The organism is Gordonia sp. NPDC127522, from assembly GCF_042672305.1.
Taxonomy (GTDB): Bacteria; Actinomycetota; Actinomycetes; order Mycobacteriales; family Mycobacteriaceae; genus Gordonia; species Gordonia hongkongensis.
In genome coordinates this window covers 395685-420342 of record NZ_JBHXVK010000003.1, presented here as the reverse complement: position 1 = coordinate 420342, position 24658 = coordinate 395685, and the positions used below count along the sequence as shown (strand labels likewise).

The 24658-nt window shown below is 70.1% G+C and carries 18 protein-coding genes; 1 reads left to right on the top strand and 17 read right to left on the bottom strand.

Going from position 1 to position 24658, the window contains the following annotated elements:
* Positions 1-77: 77 nt before the first annotated feature.
* From nusB to ACFVHY_RS09475, 3 genes are read right to left on the bottom strand one after another with little or no spacing between them, the layout of a single operon-like run.
* On the bottom strand, positions 78-563 hold the full coding sequence (gene nusB / locus ACFVHY_RS09485) for a transcription antitermination factor NusB (protein ID WP_390271200.1): 486 nt from the start codon (positions 561-563) through the stop codon (positions 78-80).
* A 3-nt stretch (positions 564-566) separates the two neighbouring features.
* Positions 567-1130 (bottom strand): elongation factor P, encoded by a 564-nt coding sequence (gene efp, locus ACFVHY_RS09480; RefSeq protein WP_058250342.1) that lies wholly within the window; start codon positions 1128-1130, stop codon positions 567-569.
* A 21-nt stretch (positions 1131-1151) separates the two neighbouring features.
* Positions 1152-2261, bottom strand: coding sequence for a M24 family metallopeptidase (locus tag ACFVHY_RS09475; RefSeq protein ID WP_390271197.1), 1110 nt, complete (start codon positions 2259-2261; stop codon positions 1152-1154).
* Positions 2262-2375: 114 nt separating this feature from the next.
* Between ACFVHY_RS09475 and ACFVHY_RS09470 the strand changes: the two genes are divergently transcribed.
* Positions 2376-2906 carry a B-4DMT family transporter gene (locus ACFVHY_RS09470; RefSeq protein ID WP_390271194.1) on the top strand — a complete coding sequence of 177 codons (531 nt, stop codon included), beginning with the start codon at positions 2376-2378 and terminating at the stop codon, positions 2904-2906.
* 279 nt (positions 2907-3185) lie between these two features.
* Here the strand turns inward: ACFVHY_RS09470 and aroB are convergent, their stop codons facing one another.
* The 14 genes from aroB to aspS all read right to left on the bottom strand — a co-directional run bounded on the left by aroB (position 3186) and on the right by aspS (position 24533).
* Positions 3186-4310 (bottom strand): 3-dehydroquinate synthase, encoded by a 1125-nt coding sequence (aroB, locus tag ACFVHY_RS09465; protein WP_390271191.1) that lies wholly within the window; start codon positions 4308-4310, stop codon positions 3186-3188.
* Positions 4311-4327: 17 nt separating this feature from the next.
* Positions 4328-4885 carry a shikimate kinase gene (locus tag ACFVHY_RS09460; protein ID WP_390271188.1) on the bottom strand — a complete coding sequence of 186 codons (558 nt, stop codon included), beginning with the start codon at positions 4883-4885 and terminating at the stop codon, positions 4328-4330.
* On the bottom strand, positions 4882-6090 hold the full coding sequence (gene aroC, locus ACFVHY_RS09455) for a chorismate synthase (protein WP_390271185.1): 1209 nt from the start codon (positions 6088-6090) through the stop codon (positions 4882-4884). The genes ACFVHY_RS09460 and aroC overlap by 4 nt, the downstream gene beginning before the upstream one ends.
* Positions 6091-6141: 51 nt before the next feature.
* Positions 6142-6546 (bottom strand): prepilin peptidase, encoded by a 405-nt coding sequence (locus ACFVHY_RS09450; RefSeq protein WP_390271182.1) that lies wholly within the window; start codon positions 6544-6546, stop codon positions 6142-6144.
* 89 nt (positions 6547-6635) lie between these two features.
* Positions 6636-7505, bottom strand: a complete 870-nt coding sequence (locus ACFVHY_RS09445) for a shikimate dehydrogenase (RefSeq protein WP_390271179.1) — start codon at positions 7503-7505, stop codon at positions 6636-6638.
* Between the two features lie 14 nt (positions 7506-7519).
* Positions 7520-9415 carry an endolytic transglycosylase MltG gene (gene mltG, locus ACFVHY_RS09440; protein ID WP_390271176.1) on the bottom strand — a complete coding sequence of 632 codons (1896 nt, stop codon included), beginning with the start codon at positions 9413-9415 and terminating at the stop codon, positions 7520-7522.
* Positions 9402-9863, bottom strand: coding sequence for a Holliday junction resolvase RuvX (gene ruvX, locus ACFVHY_RS09435; RefSeq protein ID WP_390271173.1), 462 nt, complete (start codon positions 9861-9863; stop codon positions 9402-9404). The genes mltG and ruvX overlap by 14 nt, the downstream gene beginning before the upstream one ends.
* Entirely contained in the window at positions 9863-12538 is a 2676-nt protein-coding gene (gene alaS / locus ACFVHY_RS09430; protein WP_390271170.1) for an alanine--tRNA ligase, read from the bottom strand. Before alaS ends, ruvX begins: the two co-directional genes overlap by 1 nt.
* Positions 12539-12676: 138 nt before the next feature.
* Positions 12677-14062 (bottom strand): replication-associated recombination protein A, encoded by a 1386-nt coding sequence (locus ACFVHY_RS09425; protein ID WP_390271167.1) that lies wholly within the window; start codon positions 14060-14062, stop codon positions 12677-12679.
* A 7-nt stretch (positions 14063-14069) separates the two neighbouring features.
* Positions 14070-15263 carry a hypothetical protein gene (locus ACFVHY_RS09420; protein WP_390271164.1) on the bottom strand — a complete coding sequence of 398 codons (1194 nt, stop codon included), beginning with the start codon at positions 15261-15263 and terminating at the stop codon, positions 14070-14072.
* 148 nt (positions 15264-15411) lie between these two features.
* A complete protein-coding gene (locus tag ACFVHY_RS09415; RefSeq protein WP_390271161.1) occupies positions 15412-16317 on the bottom strand; it encodes a transglutaminase N-terminal domain-containing protein in 906 nt (301 codons plus the stop codon).
* The gene (locus ACFVHY_RS09410; protein ID WP_390271158.1) at positions 16314-19049 is read right to left on the bottom strand and encodes a circularly permuted type 2 ATP-grasp protein; all 2736 of its coding nucleotides are present in this window, start codon (positions 19047-19049) and stop codon (positions 16314-16316) included. Before ACFVHY_RS09410 ends, ACFVHY_RS09415 begins: the two co-directional genes overlap by 4 nt.
* Positions 19046-22546 (bottom strand): DUF2126 domain-containing protein, encoded by a 3501-nt coding sequence (locus ACFVHY_RS09405; protein WP_390271155.1) that lies wholly within the window; start codon positions 22544-22546, stop codon positions 19046-19048. Before ACFVHY_RS09405 ends, ACFVHY_RS09410 begins: the two co-directional genes overlap by 4 nt.
* A 169-nt stretch (positions 22547-22715) precedes the next feature.
* Positions 22716-24533: an aspartate--tRNA ligase gene (aspS, locus tag ACFVHY_RS09400; protein ID WP_390271152.1), complete on the bottom strand. Its 1818-nt coding sequence runs from the start codon at positions 24531-24533 to the stop codon at positions 22716-22718.
* Positions 24534-24658: the final 125 nt, after the last annotated feature.

Sequence of the window (24658 nt, the reverse complement as noted above, 5' to 3'; positions counted from 1 at the left end):
GATGTCTGTCTCGCGACACTCTACACCGGGCGGCGACGCCGACGAATTCCCGCGACGTACGCCACACCCGGTGCGGATCAGTTGGGCTCCGGCCGTCCGGGTGTGGCCCCACCGGGTTCGGCGGACGCCGCTGCGCGGACCTGCGGCGCGAGCTCGGCGATCTTGGCCAGCACGCCGTTCACGAAGGCCGGCGAGTCGTCGGTCGAGAGTTCTTTGGCCAGTTCGACCGCCTCGTCGACGACCACGATCGTGTCGACGTCGAGGGAGTTGAACAGCTCCCACGTCGCCAGTCGCATGATGGCGCGGTCGACGGCCGGGAGGCGTTCGAGGGTCCAGTCGCGCAGATACGACGAGATGACCGCGTCGACCTGACCCTGGTCCTCGGCGAGTCCCTGGATCACGGTCGCGGTGTAGTCGTGGATCGAGCCGACGCTCTCGTCCGAGCGGACGTATTCACGACGTTCGGCGACGAGCTGCGCGGGACTGACCTTCTTGGCCTCGGCCTCGAAGAGCAGGTCCACCGCGCGCCGCCGCGCCTTGTGTCGGGTTCCGGGTTGTTTCACAGGTCAGGAGTTGACGCGGCCGAGATAGCTGCCGTCGCGCGAATCGACCTTGAGCTTGTCACCGGTGTTGATGAACAGCGGAACCTGGATCTCGGCGCCGGTCTCCAGCGTGGCGGGCTTGGTGCCGCCGGTGGAACGGTCGCCCTGGAGTCCGGGATCGGTCTGGGCGACGATCAGCTCGACCGTGACCGGCAGTTCGACGAACAACGGGTTGCCCTCGTTCAGCGAGACCTGCACGGTCATGTTCTCCAGCAGGAAGCGGGCGCCGTCGCCGACGGTGGCCGGCGGCAGGGAGAACTGCTCGTAGTCCTGCGCGTCCATGAACACGTAGTCGGTGCCGTCGTTGTAGAGGAAGGTCATGTCGCGACGGTCGACGGTCGCGGTCTCGACCTTGACGCCCGCGTTGAAGGTCTTGTCGACAGTCTTGCCGCTCAGCACGTTCTTGATCTTGGTGCGCACGAACGCGGGGCCCTTGCCCGGCTTGACGTGCTGGAACTCCATGATCTGCCAGAGCTGGTCGTCCATGCGCAGCACGAGGCCGTTCTTGAAGTCGGCGGTGGATGCCATGTGGTTTTCGTTCCCTTGCAGTCAGATGACGGTGAATGTCTTGTCGGTGGCGGTCAGCAGGTCGGGGTCGCCGTCGGTGACCACCAATGTGTCCTCGATCCGGACCCCACCCCATCCGGGTAGGTAGACACCGGGCTCCACGGTGACCGCAGCACCGCATGGCAGTGTACCCGCCGCGAGTTTGCCGATTCCCGGCGCTTCGTGGATCTCCAGTCCCACTCCGTGACCGAGACCGTGCACGTAGTTCTCCCCGTGGCCGGCGTCGGCGATCACGTCGCGGGCCACGGCGTCGACCGCCCGCAGGTCGGCCCCTGGCGTCAGGGCCCGGCGGCCGGCGGCCTGTGCGGTGGCGACGAGTTCGTAGAGGTCCCGCTGCCACGACGCCGCGCGCCTCAGGACGAAGGTCCTGGTCATGTCGGAGTGATACCCGCCGACCACCGAGCCGAAGTCGATCTTGACCAGATCGCCGTCCGCCAGAGCCGTGTGGGTGGGCCGGTGATGCGGGATCGCCGAGTGCGCGCCGGCGGCCACGATGGTCTCGAACGCGATCCCGTCGGCACCGAGGCGATACATCTCCCACTCGAGGGCACGCGCGACCTGCCGCTCGGTCGTCCCGGCCCGCAGGACGCCGTCGGCGATGATCTGCGCCAGTGCGGCATCCCCGATCGCGCACGCCGCCCGGAGCAACTCGATCTCCCCCGGTTCCTTGACCGCTCGCAGGTTCTGCACGACACCGGTCGTGCTGACGAGTTCGATCCCGGAGTCCCCGACAGCCGCGGACAGCGCTCGGTGCCCGGCCACGGTCTCGGTGTCGGCCTCGAAGCCGACGCGACCCGCCCCGGCGGCCCGGGCGTGGTCGAGAAGGGCGCGCGCTACCGAGCGTTCGATGATCGGCTCGACGTCGGGCACCTGCGCGGCGACCTGGGTGAGATACCGGCCGTCGGTGGCGATCCGGTCGCCGGCCGGATCGTCGACGTCGATCAGCACGGCGGCGTTGGAGCCGGTGAACCCGGTCAGGTAGCGGACATTGACGAGGTCGGAGACGACGAGGAACGAGACCGGGTCGTCCGCGGTACGCAGCTCGGCTCGCAGCCGGGCGCGGCGGCCTGCGGTGTCATGGTTGATCGGCACCCTGGCCACGCTACGGCCGGCGCCCGAACCGCGCGAACCCGCCCGACCCGCGAAACCCGGCCACTTCGACCAGGTGTGTCCGCTGTCACCACCCCCGTGCGTAAGATGACGCGCATGTCTTCGTGGTTGGTGCGCGGTCTGACGATGACCGCGGTTCACGTCCTCGCCCGCGTCTTGCTGGGATTCGCCGTGGTGCAGGCGCCGCTGAACTCGACGATCTGGCGCACCATCGCGATCGCGGTCGTCGTGCTCATCGCCCTGGTGTGGGGTGGTTACGACGGCATCCGCGACGCCCGCGCCAACCCGGATCCCGACGACTACGAGGATCTGACCGTGCGCTGGCTACAAGCCGGTGTCCTCGCCGGCGTCCTCGCCGGGCTGATCTCCTGGATCCTCGGCACAGTCGTCCTGGCCGGCATCGGGCAGGCCAGCCTGTTCATCGAGCTCATCGCCGGGGCGTCGTTCACCGCACTGCTCGTCTTCGTCCCGGCCTTCGTCGGCGCGGCGATCGGCCGGTTCCTCGTCCGGCGCGACCAGAACAAGGGCGCAGCCGACGACGACTGGTCGGTGCACGAGGATCGTTCGCATCGCCACGACGGCGGGACCGAGGCCGACGCCGACGCGCCGACCCAGCGCATTCGCTGAGGCTCAGGAAAGAACCGCGCGTGCGAGTGGCCGAATGCTCAGTCCCCTGATCCGAAAGAACGACCTGCCCCTGCTCCCTGAGGAGCGCCCGGAGCTTGCGGAGGGCGCGTCACGAAGGGTCTTCGCAACTCGTCTCGCCAAGACCCTTCGAGGCTCGTCGACCTCGACGCGCTCCTCCGTCGCTTGCTCGTCCCGACGGCTTGCGCTCCTCGCACCTCAGGGAGCAGGGGTTATGGGCTTTTCGGATTGGGAAGCAGTGATTTCATCCAGGACTCCGGTTCAGAGCATGATCGACGTGCTCTTCTCCGCTGAGCCGCCCGCCACCGCCGAGTAGGCAGCGGCGATCAGACCGGGGTCGGGACCTTCGAGCCGGCCCGGCTTGGCGAGTCCGTCGAGCACGACGAAACGCAGTACGCCGGAACGGTTCTTCTTGTCCCCCGCCATCCCTTGCAGGAGATCGGCGAACGCATCCGGGTCATAGGTCGTCGGCAGCCCCACGAGATCCAGGATCGCCTTGTGCCGATCCGCCGTGGCGTCGTCGAGGCGGCCGGCCAGGCGCGAGAGTTCGGCAGCGAACACGAGACCCACCGACACCGCCGCGCCGTGACGCCAGCGGTAGCGCTCGCGGCGCTCGATCGCGTGGCCGAGAGTGTGCCCGTAGTTGAGGATCTCGCGCAGCGACGACTCCTTCAGGTCGGCCGACACCACGTCGGCCTTGACCTGCACCGAGCGCCGGATGAGGTCGGGCAGTACCGGCGACGTCGGATCGAGAGCGGCCTCCGGGTCGGCCTCGATGATGTCGAGGATCGTCGGATCGGCGATGAACCCGGTCTTGATAACCTCGGCGAGTCCGGCGACGATCTCGTTGCGCGGGACGGTCTCCAGCGTGCCGGTGTCGATCAGGACGGCGTCGGGTTCGTGGAACGAACCGACGAGGTTCTTGCCCGCCTCGGTGTTGATGCCGGTCTTGCCGCCCACGGCGGCGTCGACCATCGCCAGCAGGGTCGTCGGGATGTGGATGACCCCGATGCCGCGCATCCAGGTCGCCGCGACGAACCCGGCGAGGTCGGTGGCGGCTCCCCCGCCGAGGCTGATGACCTTGTCGTTGCGTTTGAGGCCGATCCGGCCGAACACCTCCCAGCAGAACGACGCGACCGACAGGTCTTTGCCGGCCTCGGCGTCGGGGATCTCGACGCGATGGGCGTCGAACCCCTTGTCCGCCAGATACTCTCGGATCTGTTCGGCGGTCTTGGCCAGCGGCGGCTGATACAGGATCGCGATGCGGTCGGCGCCCTGCGCGGCCGCGGCCACCTCACCGAGGAGTCCCCGGCCGATGGTCACGTCGTACGGTGCGCCGGCGTTGACCCGGATGGCGATGGGTTCGTTCGCTGCCTGTTCGTTCACGGTGATACTCGGCTTCCTCACATCAGTTCACGGGCGAGTTGGACGACCACGGCGTCGGCCACCGCGTCGGGGTCGGGGTCGGCGTCGACGTCGAAGGTGCACACCGCCTCGTAGACGGGCGTCCGCTCGGCGAGCAGTTCGGCGTACCGAGCGGCGGGGTCGGCCGTCGCCAGGAGCGGACGGTCGGTACCCGACACGCGGTCGTACCCGCGCTCGGGCGACACCCGCAGGTACACGACGCGCTGGTCGGCCAATGCCTCGCGGATCCCGGCGGTCGTCACCGCGCCGCCGCCGAGCGACACCACCCCACCGTGGTTGTCCAGGACATCGGTGACGACGTTCGCCTCGATCGTCCGGAATCCCTCGAGACCGTCGGATTCGAAGATCTCCGGGATACTGCGGCCGGTGCGTCGGACGAGTTCGATGTCGGTGTCGATGAAGTCGACGCCGAGCCGGTCGGCGAGCATGCGACCGACGGTGGACTTCCCGGCTCCCATGAAACCGATCAGTACGGCCGCCGGGCGGCGACCGGTCGTCGGACGCGTCGGGGTCGGGGGTACCGGGGGCTGGGTCATGCCCGGGGCGGACGCGCGTCGACGGCAGCCCGGTAGGCGGCGAGGTTCGCGCCGGTCTCGGTCACCGAGTCGCCGCCGAACTTCTCGAGAGCGGCCTGGGCCACGACGAGCGCGACCATCGCCTCGGCGACGACGCCCGCCGCGGGCACGGCACAGACGTCGGAACGCTGATGGATGGCGCTGGCCGTCTCCCCGGTCGACATGTCGATCGTGGACAGGGCACGCGGCACCGTCGAGATCGGCTTCATCGCGATGCGGACGCGCAGGTCCTCGCCGTTGGTCATGCCGCCCTCGAGTCCGCCCGCGCGGTTGGTCGATCGCAGGACGCCGTCGGCACCGGGCACCATCTCGTCGTGGGCCTCACTGCCACGCCGGCGGGCGGTGGTGAAGCCGTCGCCGACCTCCACACCCTTGATCGCCTGGATGCCCATCAGGGCGGCCGCCAGCTTGGCGTCCAGGCGGGTGTCGCCGCTCACGTGCGAACCGAGGCCGACGGGCACCCCCGTGGCGACGATCTCGACCACACCGCCGAGGGTGTCGCCATCCTTCTTCGCCGCCTCGATCTCGGCGATCATGGATTTCTCGGCAGCCTCGTCGAAGGCGCGGACCGGGCTGGCGTCGATCGCCTCCAGATCGGAGATCCGCGGCGGCGGCCCGACGTAGGGATCGCTCGCGCCGATGGAGATGACATGGGAGATGACCTCGACGCCCAGTACCTGGCGGAGGAAGTTGCGGGCGACCGTGCCCGCGGCGACACGCGCGGCGGTCTCCCGGGCGCTCGCGCGCTCCAGCACCGGACGGGCGTCGTCGAAGCCGTACTTGAGCATGCCGGAGTAGTCGGCGTGCCCCGGGCGAGGACGCGTCAGCGGTGCGTTTCGGGCGCTCCCCTCGAGTTCGGCCGCATCCACGGGGTCGGCCGCCATGACCGTCTCCCACTTGGGCCACTCGGTGTTGCCGATCTCGATCGCGACCGGGCCGCCCATGGTCTGGCCGTGGCGAACCCCGCCGAGCACGGTGACCTGGTCGGCCTCGAACTTCATCCGCGCACCGCGGCCGTAGCCGAGCCGGCGGCGTGCCAGTTGCCCGGCGATGTCGGACGAGGTGACCTCGACACCGGCCACCATGCCCTCGACGATGGCGACCAGGGCGGGACCGTGGGATTCTCCGGCAGTTATCCAGCGCAACACAGTGACCGATTGTTCCATGCTGCCGAGCCCGGTCCGACGGCGGCGCCGCCGAACCACGCGTCGCACGCGTCACAACAGACCGGCGACGACGATCGTGGCGGCGACGAGCGCGGGTCCGTGCGGATGCGACCCGCGGCCCGCGGGGCCGCGGCGACCGACGCGATGCCCGATCACCGTGCCCACCGCGATGACCGAGGCGAGCGCCACCACGAGCACCGCGGCGTCCCACCGTACGGCGAGCGCACCGCACGCGATGGCGAGCTTGACGTCCCCTCCGCCGCACCATCGCATCCCGAAGGCGAGCGCGTACGGGGCCGCGGCGACGAGCGCGGCCACCGCCGCGCCGGGGTGGGCTGCGCACGCGCCCATCGCACCGCAGATACCGGGCCAGACGAGCACGTTCGGGATCCGGCAGGTGTCGGCGTCGGTCACCGCGATGACCGACAGCCAGATCAAAATCACGCACTCGGCCATCGGTCGAGCATGTCGGGGGTGATCGACCGGCACCCTTCGCGCGTCCACAACCGGCACGTCCTGTGGACGGAGTCGGAGCTCCGCCGGAATCAGTCGGCGGTGAGGGCCGCGACCATCACGTCGCGGGGTGCGGGCAGCCCGGTGAACTGCTCGACCTGTCGGAAAGCCTGGTTGACGAGCATGACCAGACCACCGACCACGGTTCCGCCGGCCGCGCCGACCGCGGACGCGAGCCGAGTCGGCCAGGGGTCGTAGATCACGTCCACGACCTTGCGTGCCCGCGCCACGGCGGGCGTCAGGACCGCGGCCGCGTCGGCCGGCACCGTCGACACGACGACCGCGGACTCGCGGCACCGGCGGGCCAGCGCCTCGGCGGGTTCGAAGGGCACGACGTCTCCGTTCACCCCCAACCGCTCACACAGTTCGAGGACGGGCGCGGCCCGGCCGGCGTCGCGGGCGACCACCGTGACGTCGGTGATGCCCGTCTCGGCGAGCGCCATGATGGTCGGAAGTGCCGTGCCACCCGCTCCGACGACCACGGCGACCGGCGAGGTCCCGGCGGCGAGGTCCGCGTCGACCGCGAGGTCGGTGAGCGCTCCCGACACGCCGTCGATGTCGGTGCAGTCCGCGCGCCAGCCGGTCGCCACGCGCACCAGGGTGTTCGCCGACCCGACCAGTTCGGCGCGTTCGGTGCGTTCGGTGGCGAACTCGAGGGCAGCGCGTTTGTTGGGCATGGTGACCGAGAACCCGATGAAGTCGGCGTCGGCTCCCGAGACGATCTCGGGCAGACGGTCGGCGGTGCACTCGATCCGGTCGTACCGCCAGTCGACCAGCCCGAGTGCCCGGTAGGCGGCCAGATGGACACGCGGCGAGCGCGAGTGCGTGATCGGCGACCCCAGAACCGCGGCCCGACGGTGGTCACCGTGCGGTGAGCGAACGTCGGCGGGCACGGTGTTCATGGCGGGTCCGCTGCTCACTGGCTGCAGCCGGTGGCCACCAGCTTGTTGCGGCAGGCGACCTGGCGGTTGCGGATGTGATCTTCGAAGGTGTTCGCGAACAACGTGGTCCCGGCGGTGTCGACGGTGACGAAGTACAGCCATCCGCCCGGTGCCGGGTCGAGCATCGCCTCCAGGGCGGGCACGCCGACCGCCGCGATGGGCGTGGGCGGCAACCCCTTGTACCGGTAGGTGTTCCACTCGTTGTCGTTCTTGTACGCCTCGCCGTGGACATCGATGTTCGTGATGTCGGCGGTGTAGTTCTGCGTCGAGTCCATCTGCAGCAGCTGGTCGCGGTCGAGGCGGTTGCGGATGACCCGCGCCACCTTCGGCGCATCCTCGACATGCCGGACCTCGCGCTCGACGATCGACGCCGCGATCAGGGTGTCGTACGGCTCGAGTCCGGAGTTGTTGCGGTCGAGCAGTCCCCATTGTTCGAACATCGTCGCGCTGCTGGAGATCATCTCCCGCAGGATCTGCGTGGCGGTGTGATCGGGTTCGATGCGCTCCCAGGTGGTCGGCGCGATGAGCCCCTCGATCCGGCGGTGATCGCCCGTCATCTCGGCGACGTTCTGCTCGGCCCACGCGGGCACACCGAGCTCGGCCGGGGTGGTCTCGGCGGCGGCCTTCTCGAGGTCGGCGACCGTCACCCCCTCCTGCTGCCCGTTGAACGAGAACGACGTGGCGTTCTCGATGAGCTGGAAGATGCCCGGGGTGACCTTGCCGTCAATACCGGTCTTCGAATCGAGCTGCAGCCCCGGCGGGATCACCACCCGCCCGACGCGGTGCACGGCGCCGTCGGCGGTCAGCATCTCCACGGCCGTGGTGGCCGGGATCTGGGTGCGCATCTTGTAGAGGCCGCCGGACATCGGCTGTCCACCGGCGGCGTCGACGAACGCCCGCACGCTGCCCACCACGTCGGCGTCGACGAGGATGCGGCCGAAGTCGGCGAGCGTGGAGTTGTCCGGGATGTCGACGACGACATCGCCGGAACCGGCGGCGTTGGTGTAGTCCTTGCGCGACTCGAGCAGGCCGGTGGCGCGCACACCGTAGTAGCCGACCCCGGTGATCAGCGCGAGCATGAAGACGATCGCGACGGCGAGGACAGCACGGCGCTTGCCCCGGCTGCGCTTGCGGCGCGGCGTTCGGCGCTGTTGCTGGTCGGGCTCGGTGTCGTCGGCGCCGGGCCACCAGTCGTCGTGCTCGTCGTGCTCGTCGAACCGCCGGTCTCGTCGGGCGACGCGATCGTCGTCGCGGATCGGGCGCGCAATGCCCGGCGCCTCGTAGCGCCCGGTGTCGTACAGCTCGGCGTCGTGGCGTTCCGCCGCGTGACCCGCCGGCTCGTAGTCGGCAGCGGTGAACTCCTCCGCGGCGTGATCGTCCGGGAAAGAACGAAACTCGTCGGGGCGAGGACCTCGGGCCGGAGGCGCCGGAGCGGCCGGACGGGCCATGGTGAAGTCGGTGTCGACGTCGTCCTCGACCGGACCCCCGGCAGCCGTTGATGGACCGGGCTGCGGCGGACCGGGCTGCGGCGGAACGGGCCGCGGTGGTGCCACCGGCGGCGGCGGGGTGGGCGGCTGCCCCGGCGGGATGCGGACCGGCGTCGCGCGAGGGCCGGGCGTGCCGGACACCGGCCGCGCCTGTTCGGCGGGCGGGACGGGCGGCGGGGCCGGCCGCCGGGGAGCCGGTTCGGCATTCTCGCCACCGGCACGACGGCGGCGGTGCCGCGTGTGGGGCGACCCGTCGGCCGACTGCGTGAAGTACCGCAGACGTTCGGGATCCATGCCCTCGGCACGGCGTCCCTGGCCGTCTCGGTGCCGGGTGCGACGCCGATCATCGGTCACCGGAGGCTCCCCTGACTCACCGTCGCGCATCCAACCACCCCTGCAGAATAGCGACCGCCGCGGCCTGGTCGATCACCGCGCGCGAGGACTTCACCGTCCGGCCGCTGGCGTGCAGTGCCTGCTGTGCGGTCACCGTCGTGAAACGTTCGTCGTGCCAGTGCACGGCCACCGGGTCGATCCGGGTCGCGAGACGGTCCCCGAAATCCTGCGCGGTCTCGGCCGCGGCGCCCGCAGTGTTCTTGAGCGTCTTCGGCAGCCCGACGACCACGCCGACGGCCTCGTACTCCGCGACCAGCGCCGCGATCCGGTCGAGATCGTCTGTGCGCGAGGGTGTTCGGCGCACCGTCTCGACGGGCGTGGCGAGGATGCCGTCGGGGTCGCACACGGCGACGCCGATCCGGACGCTCCCGACGTCGATCCCGAGGAGTCGCCCGCGGGTCCGTTGGTGACCGTCGGCCCGGGTGTGCGGATCCGGCATCAGGCGACGAACTCGCGGATTCGCGTCAGTGCCGCGTCGATCCCCGCGGGATCGGTGCCCGCGCCCTGGGCCAGGTCCGGCTTGCCACCGCCACGACCGCCCACCAACGGCGCGACCTCCTTGACGAGGTCACCGGCCTTGATCCCGGCGTCCCGGGCAGCCGCCGTGGTGGCGATCACGAACGGCACCTTGGCATCCGGTCCGTCAACGCTCGGCGAGAACAGCGCGATCACCGCCTGGCGGTCGGCGACCCGGCCGCGGAGGTCGGTCACCACCGAGCGCAACCCGTTGGCGTCGAGGCCCGGCACCCGTCCCTCGACGACGAGGGTGGCACCGACGGTCGTCGCCGTGTCGAGGAGACCGGACACTGCGGCCCGGGCCGCCTCGGCACGTACCCGCTCGAGTTCCTTCTCCGCGTCACGCAGCTTGGTCACGAGCTGCTCGACGCGGCCGGGCACCTCTTCCGAGGGCACCTTGAGCGACGACGCCAGGCCGGCCAGCAGCGCACGCTCCTTCGACAGGAACCGGAACGAGTCCATGCCGACGTAGGCCTCGACGCGCCGGACACCCGACCCGACCGAGGACTCCCCGATCAGCGTGATGGGTCCGATCTGCGACGACGACGCCACGTGCGTGCCGCCGCACAGCTCCATGGAGAACGGCCCGCCGATCTCCACCACGCGGACGACGTCACCGTAGTTCTCGCCGAAGAGCGCCATCGCGCCCATCGCCTTGGCCTCGGACAGACCCGTCTCGAACGTGTTGACCTGATAGTTCGCCTCGACCGCAGCGTTGCTGATCTCCTCGATCTCGCGTCGCTGGGCCTCGGTCACCGGGCCGCTGGCGTTGAAGTCGAAGCGCAGATAACCGGGACGGTTCAGCGAACCGGCCTGCGTCGCGCCGGGGCCGAGGACCTCGCGCAGCGCGGCGTGGACCATGTGGGTACCGGAGTGGCCCTGCGTGGCGCCGTGACGCCACGCGGTGTCGACCGCTGCGAGGACCTCGTCGCCCTCCTCGATCTCCCCCTCGTCGATGCGGACCTTGTGCAGCCACACCGACTTGCCGACCTTCTGCACGTCGGTGACCGACATGCGCACTCCCGACCCGGTCGTGATGGTGCCGACGTCGGCCATCTGGCCACCGGATTCGGCGTAGAGCGGGGTGCGGTCGAGGACGACCGTCAGTTCCTGGCCGGCCGACGCCGCCGGCAGGCGTGCGCCGTCGGCGACGAGGCCGAGCACCCGCGCCTCCGACACCAGCTCGTCGAAGCCGGTGAACTCGGTCGGCCCGCGATCGAGGAAGTCCCGGTAGACGCTCAGGTCGGCGTGCCCGGTCTTGCGGGCGGTCGCGTCGGCCTTGGCGCGTTGCTTCTGCTCGGCCATCAGGGCGGTGAAGCCCTCCTGATCCACCGAGAGACCGGCCTCGGCGGCCATCTCCAGGGTGAGGTCGATCGGGAAGCCATAGGTGTCGTGCAGCGTGAAGGCATCGGAACCGGTGATGGTCGTACGCGACGCACTCTTGGTGGCGCTCGCCGCGTCGGCGAACAGCTTCGACCCCGCGGCCAGGGTCTTGGAGAAGGAGGTCTCCTCACCCACGGCCACGTCGACGATGTGCCGGCGCTGCGTCTCCAGCTCGGGGTACGACGGGGACATCAGGTCGATGACCTTGCCGATGATCGTGCCCATGGTGGGCTGGCTGTCGGCGGTACCGAGTAACCGCATCGACCGGACGACCCGGCGGAGCAGGCGGCGCAGGACGTACCCGCGGCCGTCGTTGCCGGGCAGGACGCCGTCGCCGATCAGCATCGCGGAGGTCCGCGCGTGGTCGGCGACGACGCGGAACCGGACGTCGTCGGCATGCGAACCGGCGCCGTATGCACGTCCGGACAGTTCCGCGGCGAGGTCGATGATCGGCTTGCACAGGTCGGTCTCGTACACGTTGTCGACGCCCTGCAGGATGCAGGCCACGCGCTCGACGCCCATACCGGTGTCGATGTTCTGCTTGGGCAGCGGGCCCAGGATCTCGTAGTTGTCCTTGCCGCCCCCGGGACCGCGGACGTTCTGCATGAAGACGAGATTCCAGATCTCGATGTAGCGGTCCTCGTCGGCCTCCGGCCCGCCCTCGACGCCGTATTCGGGTCCGCGGTCGTAGAAGATCTCCGAGCACGGCCCACAGGGGCCCGGGACGCCCATCGACCAGTAGTTGTCCTTCATGCCCCGTCGCTGGATGCGCTCGGCCGGCACGCCGATCTCGTCGCGCCAGATGGCCTCGGCCTCGTCGTCGTCGAGATAGACCGTCGGCCACAGCTTCTGCGGGTCGATACCGAAACCGCCGTCGTCGACGCTGTTGGTCAGCAGCGTCCAGGCGAAGGTGATGGCCTCACGCTTGAAGTAGTCGCCGAAGGAGAAGTTGCCCGCCATCTGGAAGAAGGTGTTGTGGCGGGTGGTGATGCCGACCTCGTCGATGTCGAGGGTGCGGACGCACTTCTGCACGCTGGTCGCCCGCGAGTACGGCGGCGTCTGCTCACCCAGGAAGAACGGCTTGAACGGGACCATGCCGGCATTGACGAACAACAGATTGGGGTCGTCGAGGAGCAGCGAAGCGCTCGGCACCTCGGTGTGCCCGGCTTTGATGAAGTGGTCCAGAAAGCGCTTCCGGATGTCATGCGTCTGCACTGTGGGTTTCGTCCTAGCCGTTGGTGGTCCCAGCCGTTCGGTGGTAGCGGCCGTTGTTTGTCGCGACATCCCAGCCTACCGTCGGCGAGTCGCCGGGGGCGCAGGGACTCTGCACTGGGGAAACGCCCACACGGACGGTCAGCGCGACCGGCGCCGCGATACCGCGCCACGCACGATCGATCGCAACTTCGCGACCCGCGGCCCGATTTCGCGTTCCAGGCCGTGGTCGGTCGGCACATAGTAGTCCCGGCCGACCAGATCGTCGGGCGGATACTGTTGTGGCACAACCCCGTCGGGATCGTCGTGCGGATAGCGGTATGCGACACCGCTACCGAGCTTTTTGGCCCCGGGATAGTGACTGTCACGCAGATGGGCCGGAACCGCGCCGGCCTTGCCCGCCCCGACATCGGCGAGGGCCGCGCCGATCGCCGACACCACGCCCGCCGACTTCGGTGCCGTCGCGAGGTGGATGGTGGCCTGTGTGAGCGCCAGTTTGGCCTCCGGCATCCCGACGAGGTTCACGACCTGAGCGGCCGCGACCGCGGTCTGCAGGGCCGTCGGGTCGGCCATGCCGATGTCCTCGCTGGCGTGGATCATGAGGCGCCGCGCGATGAACCGCGGGTCCTCCCCCGCCGCGATCATGCGGGCGAGGTAGTGGACGGCGGCGTCGACGTCGGAGCCCCGGATGGATTTGATGAACGCACTCGTCACGTCGTAGTGCTGGTCGCCGTCCCGGTCGTACCGGACGGCGGCGCGGTCGATCGCGGTCTCCACGTCGGCGAGGTCGATTCGGTCGGTGGCGTCGGCGCTGGCCTCCAGCGCGGTCAGCGCCCGGCGCGCGTCCCCACCGGACACCGCGACGAGGTGGTCGTAGGCGGCGTCGGTCACCTCGACCTTGCCGTCGAGCCCACGCGGGTCGGCGACCGCACGGGTCAGCACCTCCCGGATGTCGGCGTCGGTCAGCGACCGCAGCTGCAGGACCAGCGACCGCGACAACAGCGGCGCGACCACCGAGAACGACGGGTTCTCGGTGGTGGCCGCGACGAGCAGCACGATTCGGTTCTCCACGGCGTCGAGCAACGCGTCCTGCTGGGTCTTCGAGAACCGATGGACCTCGTCGATGAACAGGACCGTCTGCTGACCGCCGTTCTTGCCGTCACCGATGAGCCGGCGCCGGGCCACGTCGATGACCGCGCGCACCTCCTTGACCCCCGCCGACAGCGCGGACAGGGCCTCGAACCGGCCGCCGGTGGCGCGCGCGATGAGCGAGGCCATGGTGGTCTTGCCGGTTCCGGGCGGCCCGTAGAGCAGCACCGACGCCGCGCCCGAGCCACTGATCAGTCTGCGGAGCGGCGAACCGGTGCCGAGTAGGTGCTGCTGTCCGACGATCTCGTCGAGGGTCTGCGGCCGCATGCGCACCGCCAGGGGCGCGGTCGGGGCCGGCGGCGCGGTGAGACCACCGGCGTTGCCATGCCCGTCGGAGCCGGCCCGAGGATCGTCGGGTGGGTCGAACAGTCCGTCCACGAGCGTGTCAGGCCCGCCAGATGCGTTGCAGCGCGACGCCCATCGCGGTCGCGAACACCGCGATCTCCTCGTCGCCCGCGCGTCCCGCGGCGGCGGCGAGGTCGGTCCAGCGGCTGACGATCACGCGGGGGTCGTTCGTGTGCAACGCCCAGTCATGCGTGAAGCCGGCGGCAGTGACGTCGGCCGGCTCGAAGTCGGGCGCCTCGACGTCCGCGTCCGGGCCGGTGGGAGCCAGCGGGTCGCTCGGCAGCATCCACACCGTCGACAGCCACACCCACAGCTGACGGGCGAGCAACACCTTGCGCTGCATCTCCCGCTCGTGGGCGAGCGCCGGCCAGATCGAGTGCACCTCCGAGCGCCAGGCGTCGACCATCGAGACCTCGAGGTCGGTGGCCCGAGCAGTGGTCCGGGGCGGAAGCTGCGCGGTGATGGTCACGAGCGCGTAGGCGATGTCGAGGGTGGCGTCGCGGAAGCCGCCCCACTCGTAGTCCATGAACTGCACGCCGTCGTCGTTGAGCAGGATGTTCTCGGGCCCGACATCAGACGGACTGAATGCGCGGTGATCGCCCTCGTCGAACAGCGTCGCCGCGGTACGCAACGACTCCACCACCTGCTCGGGGACCTCGACGTCGAGTGCGGCCGCGTGCCCGACCACCGAGTCGATCGACCGCAACGCCTCGTCGCGCAGGATGTCGCGTCCCTGCATCCCCGACGGTCCGCGCCGCAGCAGCGCGAGGAAGTCGCCCTCGCCGCCGACCGTCGCCGCGTGCATCCGGCCGAGTGCCTGGCCCCAGGCGCTGACAGCACGGGAGGTCTCGACCGGGTCGACGCCGGCCAGGTACTCGAGCATCGTCCGGCCGTGGCCGAGGTCGGAGAGCACCATGATGCGGAGATCGGTGTCGGAGGCGATGAGTTGCGGCCCCGGACGCGATTCGTTCGGGAGTGCGGTCGCGTACTTGTACGACGCGATCTCCCGGTGGAAGGCCTGTGGGTCCTCGTGTTCGGGAAGGGCCTTGATCACCAGTGAGCGGTCCAGGCTGAGGGGGTTCTGGGCGACCCGGACCCGCACGACCGTGGTGCGTCCGCTGCCGCCGAGGTCCTCGGGATCGTCGAGAACCACTGCTGATCCGGCGCGGTGTGACAGCAGCGCCTCTGCCGCCCGCACCACGCTGGTGATGCGGCTTTCCGTAATGACCGTCATGTCGCCAACCAACCTACCCGTTGCAACGTTGCCGCAACAGCGCGTTCGTCCATCTGTACCACGTCGTTACCGGTATAACCCGAAAAACGCGCGCCGAAAACACTGTGGCACAGCGACTTACCGAGCAAGCGAGTCCGATGTGCCCGGTTCAGCCCGCGGTGAGGTCATCTGTCGGCCGGACGTCGACCGACACGTCGATCCGGCTCTTCGTGGAATCGGTGTAGATGACCCCTCGAAGAGGCGGGACGTCGTCGTAATCCCGCCCCCACGCCAGCGTGACGTGGCGTTCGTCGACCAGCTTGTCGTTGGTCGGATCGAACGACAGCCAGCGGCCGTCGGGCATCCAGACGGCCGCCCAGGCGTGACTGGCGTCGGCACCGAAGACCTTTTCCTTGCCGGGCGGCGGCTCGGTCGCGAGATACCCCGACTCGTACCGCGCGGCGAGACCCTGTGACCGCAGACAGGCGATCGCGATCCGGGCGAAGTCCTGGCAGACGCCCTCGCGACGCTGCAGGACGGTGTCGACCCGGGTGGTGATGGCCGTCGACCCGGACCGGTAGGTGAAGTCGGTGAAGATCCGCGACGTCAGATCGATGACCGCCTCCGCCAGCGGCCGACCGGGGGTGAAGATGCCGGCGGCATAGTCGCGCACCGCGGGGGTGATCTCCGGCGGGTCGAGATCGAGGACGAACTCGGCGGCCAGGGCGCTGTCCCGCCCGTCGACCATGCACGGTCGCGCCTGTTCCCAGGGACCCCGGGCCGCCGGACTGAGGAGAACGCCCGGGTCCACGGGGTCCACCTCGACGACCGACCGCGCGGTCACGGTCAGCTCGCGGTGCGCGGTCCGGACATGGAAATAGCTGTCGTGGTTGCCGTAGACGTCGAGCCCCGTCGACCGGTCGTCGGGTTCGGGCTCGATCTCGACCGACGTCGAGTGCACGCGCTGGCCGGGCAGGTCGCGTGGGGTCAGATGGCAGCGCCCGTACGAGGACGACACGTCGTCGTCGTAGGTGTAGCTCGTCCGGTGCAGCACGCGGTAGACGCGCGTGCTCACGATTCCCCACCGGCCCAGATCGGTCGCGCCTGGCGCGGGGTGGCGAAGCGGGTCCGGGTGAGCAGATCGGAGAGTTCACGCGCCCCGGTGCGCAGGGTCGTCATCAGTTCGACGAGTTCCGGGCGCCTCCGGTCGGCGTCGACCCGCACGAGGTCGGCGGGGTCGCCGCGGCGCAGCTCCGCGATCATGTCCTGCACGGCCCGTTCGGCGCCGGCCGACCGCAGGGTCTCCGGGACGGACGACAGGTCGGCGTTCATCTTGTCGAGGCAGAAGATCATCGATCGCGGATTGGTCGGGTCGAACAGCAGCAGCTCGGCGACACTGGCCGCCTGATACAGCCCGCGGTTGCGGCGCCGATAGATGACCGACGATTCGTTGGCCACCAGGTAGGACTCCAGCAGCGCCTGCTCGACGTCGGTGTCCTGCGCGTCGGCGAACATCGCGAGCGTGAGGTCGGCGAGGGTGACGGCCCGTTCGATGCGTCGGCCGACGTCCATGAACATCCAGGCCGGGTCGTGCACCATCGACTCGGCCTGCAGCCCGGTCAGCGCCAGGACGCCGTGCAGGATCTCGTCGTGGGCGCGGGCCAGATCGGGTCCGAGGTCCAGCGCGGCGTCGCCCGCCCCGGCGTCCGCGCGCGACCGGAGGACCAGCCGGGTCGTGCTCGCCATGATCCGTTCGACCGGCGCGAGCACCATCCAGGTGCTCGTGGACATCTGGTCCCGGACCGCCCGGACCGTGCTGATCAGCCGGTCGACCGAGTAGGCGATGGTCCCGGGCACCGATCGCGACACGGTCAGGTCGGCGATCTTCTCGATCGCCTCGTTGACCTGATCGGGTGACGGCGGCCGGTCCGAACCCGGCAACAGCAGGTCGGCGGTGTCCAGGTAGCGCGCGGTGCCCGTCACCGTGGCGACCGCGTGCAACAGCAGCGGTACCGCCGGCGTGCCCGACATCCACGGCCGGTACTGGAAGTCCTGATAACGCTCGCGGGACACCTTGGCCAGGCGGGTCACGAGCTCGGTCCGCTCCCCGTAGCGGCCCAGCCAGAACAGGTCCGCAAGGACGCGCGGACTGGCCGCGGCCGCGACGTCGGAGTACTCCCGGGTCACCGGGCGACCCGCCGACGTGCCCGCGACGACCTCACCGGCCGGCTCGCCGCGCGTCTCCGACCGCCGCGACACATGCCCGCCCACCTCGGTGCTGGTGACCCAGACGTCCTTGGCGGCCACCACGTGGTGGGCGGCGCCGGCGACGCCGTCGGCGAGGACGGCCCCGAGGCCGCCCGGCATGACCGCGTACCCGGCGCCCTGCGCCACGCTGAACGCGCGCACCGACACCGGCGCCGCCCGCAGCGTCGCGATCGGTCCACCGGAACCGCTGCCGGGGGTGATCGTCGGGGCCACCGAGAACGCCTCGAGCTCGCGGGCCACCCACTGCCACGTCTGGGCCTCGATCCGGGCGGCGAGGTCGGCGCGATCGGTCGCGGCGAGCAACGGGCCGATGAACTCCTCCCCCGTACTCGTGTTCGTCAGGACCAGGGCGGCCAGTCGATCACGGATCAGGCTGCGCTGCAGCGGATCTCCGGCCCAGTACGTGGTGACCGAACCCAGCCGCAGGTCCTCGTCGAGCAGGACGGGCGCGAGACGTTCCAGCACGGTGTGCAGCGCCGGGTTCTCCAGCACCCCCGAGCCGAGGGTGTTGAGGACCGTCACCGTGCCGCGCGAGATCGCCTCGACCAGCCCGGCGACGCCGAGCTGGGAGTCCGTCCGCAGGTCCAGCGGATCGGAGTAGGCGGCGTCGACCCGTCGCAGCAGCACGTCCACCCGCTTGTAGCGACCCAGCGAGCGCATGTAGACCGCGCCGTCCCGGACGGTGAGGTCGGCGCCCTCGACGAGGGGGAAGCCGAGCACCGACGCGAGATAGGCCTGATCGAAGGCGGTCTCGGACATGCTGCCGGGGCTGAGGACCGCCACCGTCGGGTCGTCGACCCCGGGCGGCGCGTACTCGGTGAGTGCCAGCCGCATCGTGCCGGCGAAGGTGGTCATCGGTCGGGGTGCGCACGCCTGGAACAGCTGCGGGAAGGTCTTCGACATCAGCCGCCGCCCGACGATCGCGTAACCGATCCCCGACGGCGCCTGGGTGCGGTCCCGGTAGGCGACGAACCGGCCGTCGGCGGTGCGCGAGATGTCGACCGCGTGCAGGAACAGCGCATGCGGCCCGGCGACCTCCAGTCGGGCGGCCTTGCGGATGTAACCGGGATGGCCGAAGACCATCTCGGGCGCGACGAGTCCGGCCGCGATCGTCTTCTGATCGCGGTAGAGGTCACGCAGGAGCAGGTCGAGCAGCATCGACCGCTGCGTGATGGCCTTTTCGAGCTCGGCCCATTCGACGCCGTCGATCACGAGCGGCACCGCGTCGACATCCCAGTCGCGGGTCACGGTGTGCTGACCGTCGAACTCGTTGTAGACCACGCCGTCGTCGCTGACGGCTGCGGCCAGCCGGGCCGCTGATTCGCGGAGACGGTCCGGACCGCGCAGCTGGTAGATGCGGGCCAGGTCGGCCCACGCCGGACGGATCGCGCCGTCGGCTTCCAGGAGCTCGTCGTAGGAGTCGGCCGGCCGGTCCGCGGATGCGGCGAGACGGGTCAGACGGTCGGGATCGAAGAGAGTGTGGCCCTCGGCGCGGTAGCGGTCGAACACCGCGGAAGCGTTGCCCGGCGAAGAGGTCACCGAAGAACTGTACGTGCCCGCCGGAGGTCGAGGATCCCGGGCACCCCGAAGTCGGTGGCCTGCCGGGACTGTCGTTCGCGCAACAGCCCGACATCGACGGTGCCGGTCGTGTGACCGGCCGCCTCGAACCGCCCGTTGCGCCGGGACTCGGCCTCGACCGCGTTGACCGGCGGCCGATCGTAGGCACGTCCTCCGGGATGCACGACGTGGTAGGTGGCACCGCCCACCGACCGGCCGTTGACCGTGTCGATCAGGTCGAAGGTGAGCGGGGTGTCGATGGTGATCGTCGGGTGCAGCGAGCTCGGCGGCTGCCAGGCCCGGAACCGGATGCCGGCGACGCGTTCACCGGTGCGGCCGGTGGCACGCAGTGGGATCGGGAAACCATTGCAGGTCAACAGGTAGCGATCGTCCTCACCACCCAGGACGCGCACCTGCACGCGCTCGACGGAGGAGTCGACGTACCGGGCCGTGCCCGTTCCGGTTGCCTCCTCCCCCAACGTGTTCCACGGCTCGATGGCACCGCGCAGCTCGATCTCCTGGTCCCGGATCTGCACGGTCCCCAGACGCGGGAAGCGGAATTCGGTGAACGGGTCCAGCCAGGCGGTCTCGAACGGATAGCCGGCCTCGCGGAGCTCCTCGGCGACCAGCGCGATGTCGGCGATGACGTAGTGCGGCAACAGGTGTTTGCCGTGTAGATCGCCACCGTGGCGGATCAACCGGGCCCGGTAGGGCTTCTCCCAGAACCAGGACACCAGGCTGCGCACCAGCAGCGACTGCACCATCGCCATCCGGTGGTGGGGCGGCATCTCGAACGCCCGCAGCTCCAGCAGGCCCAACCGGCCGCGCACCGAGTCGGGACTGTAGAGCTTGTCGATGCAGAACTCGGCCCGGTGCGTGTTGCCGGTGATGTCGGTGAGCAGATGCCGCAGCGCCCGGTCGGTGACCCAGGGGTTCGGGGGCGCCCCGTCGAACCGTCCCCCGGCCCGGGCACCATCGCCAGAATTCTTGACCGCGAGCCGGTCGATCTCGGCGAAGGCGATCTCCAGCTCGTAGAGCGAAGACTCCCGACCCTCGTCGACGCGCGGCGCCTGCGAGGTGGTGCCGATGAACCGACCGGAGAACAGGTACGACAGCGCGGGATGACGTTGCCAGTAGGTCAGCATCGACACCAGCAGGTCGGGGCGGCGCAGCATCGGCGAATCGGCGGGCGTGACGCCGCCGAGGGTGATGTGGTTGCCGCCGCCCGTGCCACCGTGACTGCCGTCCAGATCGAAACTCTCGGTGCCCAGCCGCACATGTCGGGCATGGTCGTAGAGCGATTCGAGCAGGTCGGACTGCTCGGCGAAACTCCCGGTCGGCTGGATGTTGACCTCGACGACCCCCGGGTCCGGGGTCACCGACAACGAGACGAGACGCGGATCGGCGGGCGGTCCGTACCCCTCGACGACGACCGGCGTCGACACCGCGGCGGCGGCGTCCTCGACGAGTTCGACGATCGCGAGATACTCCTCGAGGGTCGAGGTCGGCGGCATGAACACGTGGACCACGTCGCCCCGGACCTCGGCGACGAGGGCGGTCCGGGGCAGGAACTGCGCGGGGTCCACCTCGCGGACGGCGTGACCCAGCGCCGCCGAGGGGTCGGTCGGCAGGTCGTCGTGGCGCGCGGACGGATCGGCTTCGAACAGCGTCGGGGCCGGACCCCACGACAGCGAGTTGAGCGGCAGCCGCAAGCCGGCCGGCGAGGTGCCGGGGGTCAGCACGATCCGTCCCCGCCGGGTCGTCCACACCGCACTCTGCCACGCGGTCCGGTCCTCGGAGCGGCTCAGTGGCAGCACGTGCGCACTCGGCTGGGTGACGGCGGCGTCGAGCCGCTCGATGAGGGCCCGTCTGCGGCGGACGGAATCCGTTGTCGGCGCGAGGCTCTCGTCGTCGTCGCCGTCCGCCGAATCGGCGTCGACGGCGACCTCGGCCTGCGCGAACGAGCGCGCGGCGGGCAGGGTGGGGTCGGTTCCGGGGTCACCGGGCGGCATCGCGGCGAGTTCCCGCATCCGGACCAGCGGGTCCTCATAGGCCGGCACGACCTGACCGACCGGGAGTCCCAGTCGCGTCGCGAAGGCGGTGAGCAGTTCCCGTGCCGGGCCGGCGTCGCCGAGGTCGTCGGGGTTCGGGCCGTGGGTCTCGCGGTCGATCGCCGCGGCACAGTCGTCCGGCGTCGCCCACGGGTCGGCGAGCAACTCCGGGTCCCGCCAGATCGGCAGACCGTCGGCGCGCCACATCAGTTCGAGCTGCCACCGCGGCAGCGGTTCACCGGGATACCACTTGCCCTGGCTGCGTCGCATCAGGCCGCCCGGCGCGTACGCCGTCATGAGGCGGTCGGCCAGCCGCCCGGCCAGCAACCGTTTGTGCGGACCGTCCGCGGCGGTGCGCCACTCCGGGTCCGTCTGGTTGTCGATGGACACGAACGTCGGCTCGCCGCCCATCGTCAGGCGTACGTCGTTGCGTTCCATCCGTTCGTCGACCAGCGCGCCGAGATCGGTGACCCGGCCCCACTGCTCCGCGGTGTAGGGCAGCGTGACGCGTGGGTCCTCGTGGAACCGCGTGACCGTGTTGGTGAAATCCAGGGTGGCGTGGCACGGGCCGGTCGAACCGGTGATCGGTGCGGCGCCGACCGGATGCGGGGTGGCCGCCAAGGGGATGTGCCCCTCGCCGGCGAACAGACCCGACGTCGGATCCAGTCCGACCCAGCCGGCCCCGGGAAGGTACACCTCGGTCCACGCGTGCAGGTCGGTGAAGTCGGCGTCGGGACCCGACGGACCGTCGAGCGACTTCACGTCCGAGGTGAGCTGGACGAGGTATCCGGACACGAAGCGTGCCGCGAACCCGAGTTCGCGGAGGAGGGCGACCAGCAACCAGGCCGAGTCCCGGCAGGAACCGATGGCACTGGAGAGTGTGTACTCCGGCGACTGCACGCCGGCCTCGAGGCGGACGGTGTAGCCGACGGCGTCGCGTACCGCGGCGTTGAGGCGCACCAGGAAGTCGATGACCCGCGTGCGGCCGGCCGGCCGATGCTTCGCCGCGAACCTCGCGATCTCCGGATGCACCGGCGCACCGGCGAACTCACCGTCGGTGACCCCGGCCGGCCGGAGGAAGATCTCGAGGTCGCGCCGCAACTCGGCCGGATAGTCGAACCCGTAGAACTCAGCCCACTCCTCGATGAAGAAGTCGAACGGATTGATCGCGGTGAGGTCCGCGACCAGACTCACGGTGATCCCGAGGGTGGTCGAGGGTTCCGGGAACACCAGGCGCGCCAGATAGTTGCTGAACGCGTCCTGCTGCCAGTTCAGGAAGTGCTCTCCGGGGTCGACGGTGAGCGAGTACGCCTCGATCGGTGTGCGCGAGTGCGGCGCCGGACGCAGGCGGACGACATGGGGGTAGATCTTGGTCGGCCGGTCGAACGAGTACACCGTCCGATGCTCGAGGGCAACCTTGATCGTCACCGGCGGAACTCCCCGCCCGGGCCCGTCACCACGGTTCCGGTAGCCGACTCGATCCCACCGCTGTGCGCCATGGTGGAGATCTCATCACAGATGACCTCCACGCGCCGGGTGACGAGCACCGCCCCGGGAACACGGTGGCCGAAGTCACGTCGGCTCAGCGCTTTTCGGCTCAGGCAGTGCTCCCCGCATCCTCCTGGTCGGCGTCCTTCTGCTCGGCGCCGCCCCGCGGAGCGGGCTTGGCGTCGATCCCCGATTCCTTGCGCTGCTGCGGAGTGATCGCCGCGGGGGCGTCGGTGAGCGGGTCGACACCGCCACCCGACTTGGGGAACGCGATGACCTCACGGATGGACGACTCGCCGGCGAGCAGTGCGGTGATGCGGTCCCATCCGAAGGCGATGCCACCGTGAGGCGGAGCGCCGTAGGCGAAGGCGTCGAGCAGGAAGCCGAACTTCTCCTGCGCCTCGTCGTGGCCGATGCCCATGATCTCGAAGACGCGCTCCTGCACGTCCCGCCGATGGATACGGATCGATCCGCCGCCGATCTCGTTGCCGTTGCACACGATGTCGTAGGCGTAGGCCAGGGCCGAACCCGGATCGGACTCCAAGGCGTCGATCGACTCCGGCTTGGGCGAGGTGAACGCATGGTGCACCGCGGTCCAGGCCGAATGTCCCAGTGCGACATCGCCGGACGCGGTCGCGTCGGCAACCGGTTCGAACATCGGCGCGTCCACCACCCAGGTGAACGCCCAGTCCCCGTCCTTGATGAGCCCGAGCTTCGAGGCGATCTCACCGCGCGCGGCACCGAGCAGGGCGCGGGTCGACTTCACCTCTCCCGCGCCGAAGAACACGCAGTCACCCGGCTCGGCGCCGACATGGGCGGCCAGACCGGAGCGCTCCTCCTCGGAGAGGTTCTTGGCGACCGGTCCGCTGAGGGTCCCGTCTTCGGCGATGAGGACGTACGCCAGACCGCGTGACCCGCGCTGCTTCGCCCATTCCTGCCATGCGTCGAGCTGGCGGCGCGGCTGCGACGCACCGCCGGGCATGACGACCGCACCGACGTACGGTGCCTGGAACACGCGGAACGGGGTGTCCTTGAAGTACTCGGCACACTCGACGAGTTCGATACCAAAGCGCAGATCCGGCTTGTCCGAACCGAATCGGCGCATCGCATCGGCGTAGGTCATCCGCGGGATCGGGGCGGTGATGTCGACGCCGATGAGCTTCCACAGCGCGACGAGGATCTCCTCGGCGACAGCGATGACGTCGTCCTGGTCGACGAAGCTCATCTCGATGTCGAGCTGAGTGAACTCCGGCTGCCGGTCGGCGCGGAAGTCCTCGTCGCGGTAGCAGCGCGCGATCTGGTAGTACCGCTCCATGCCCGCGACCATCAACAGCTGCTTGAACAGCTGCGGGCTCTGCGGCAAGGCGTAGAAGGTGCCCGGCTGCAGGCGCGCCGGAACCAGGAAGTCACGTGCCCCTTCCGGCGTCGACCGGGTCAGCGTGGGCGTCTCGATCTCGGTGAAGTCGTGGGCGGCGAGCACGCCGCGCGCCGCCGCGTTCGCCTTGGACCGCAGACGGAGCGCCGCGCTGGGCCCCGCACGCCGCAGGTCGAGGTAGCGGTGACGAAGACGCGCCTCCTCGCCCGGCGACTCGTCGAGCTGGAACGGCAGCGGCGCCGACTCGTTGAGGACCTCGAGTTCGACGGCGTTGATCTCGATCTCGCCGGAGCTCAGGTTGGGGTTCTCGCTGCCCTCGGGACGCACCTCGACGACGCCGGTCACGGTGACGCAGTACTCGGCGCGCAGACGGTGGGCGGCCGGCGCGACCGACTCGTCGCGGAAGACCACCTGGACCAGTCCGGTGGCGTCGCGCAGGTCGATGAAGACCACGCCACCGTGGTCGCGTCGGCGTGCGACCCACCCGGCGACGGTGACGGTCTGCGACGCGTCGGCGCGGCGCAGCGAACCTGCGGAATGCGTGCGGAGCACTGAGAATCCTTCCAGGAGTCGAAATCGGTCGGCGGAAACGCAGACCAGGTGTCCCATGGTGCCGTATCCGCGCCCCCGGCCGTCAATCGCATACCTTCGCCGAGGCAGCGAGGGGCGGGTGACGA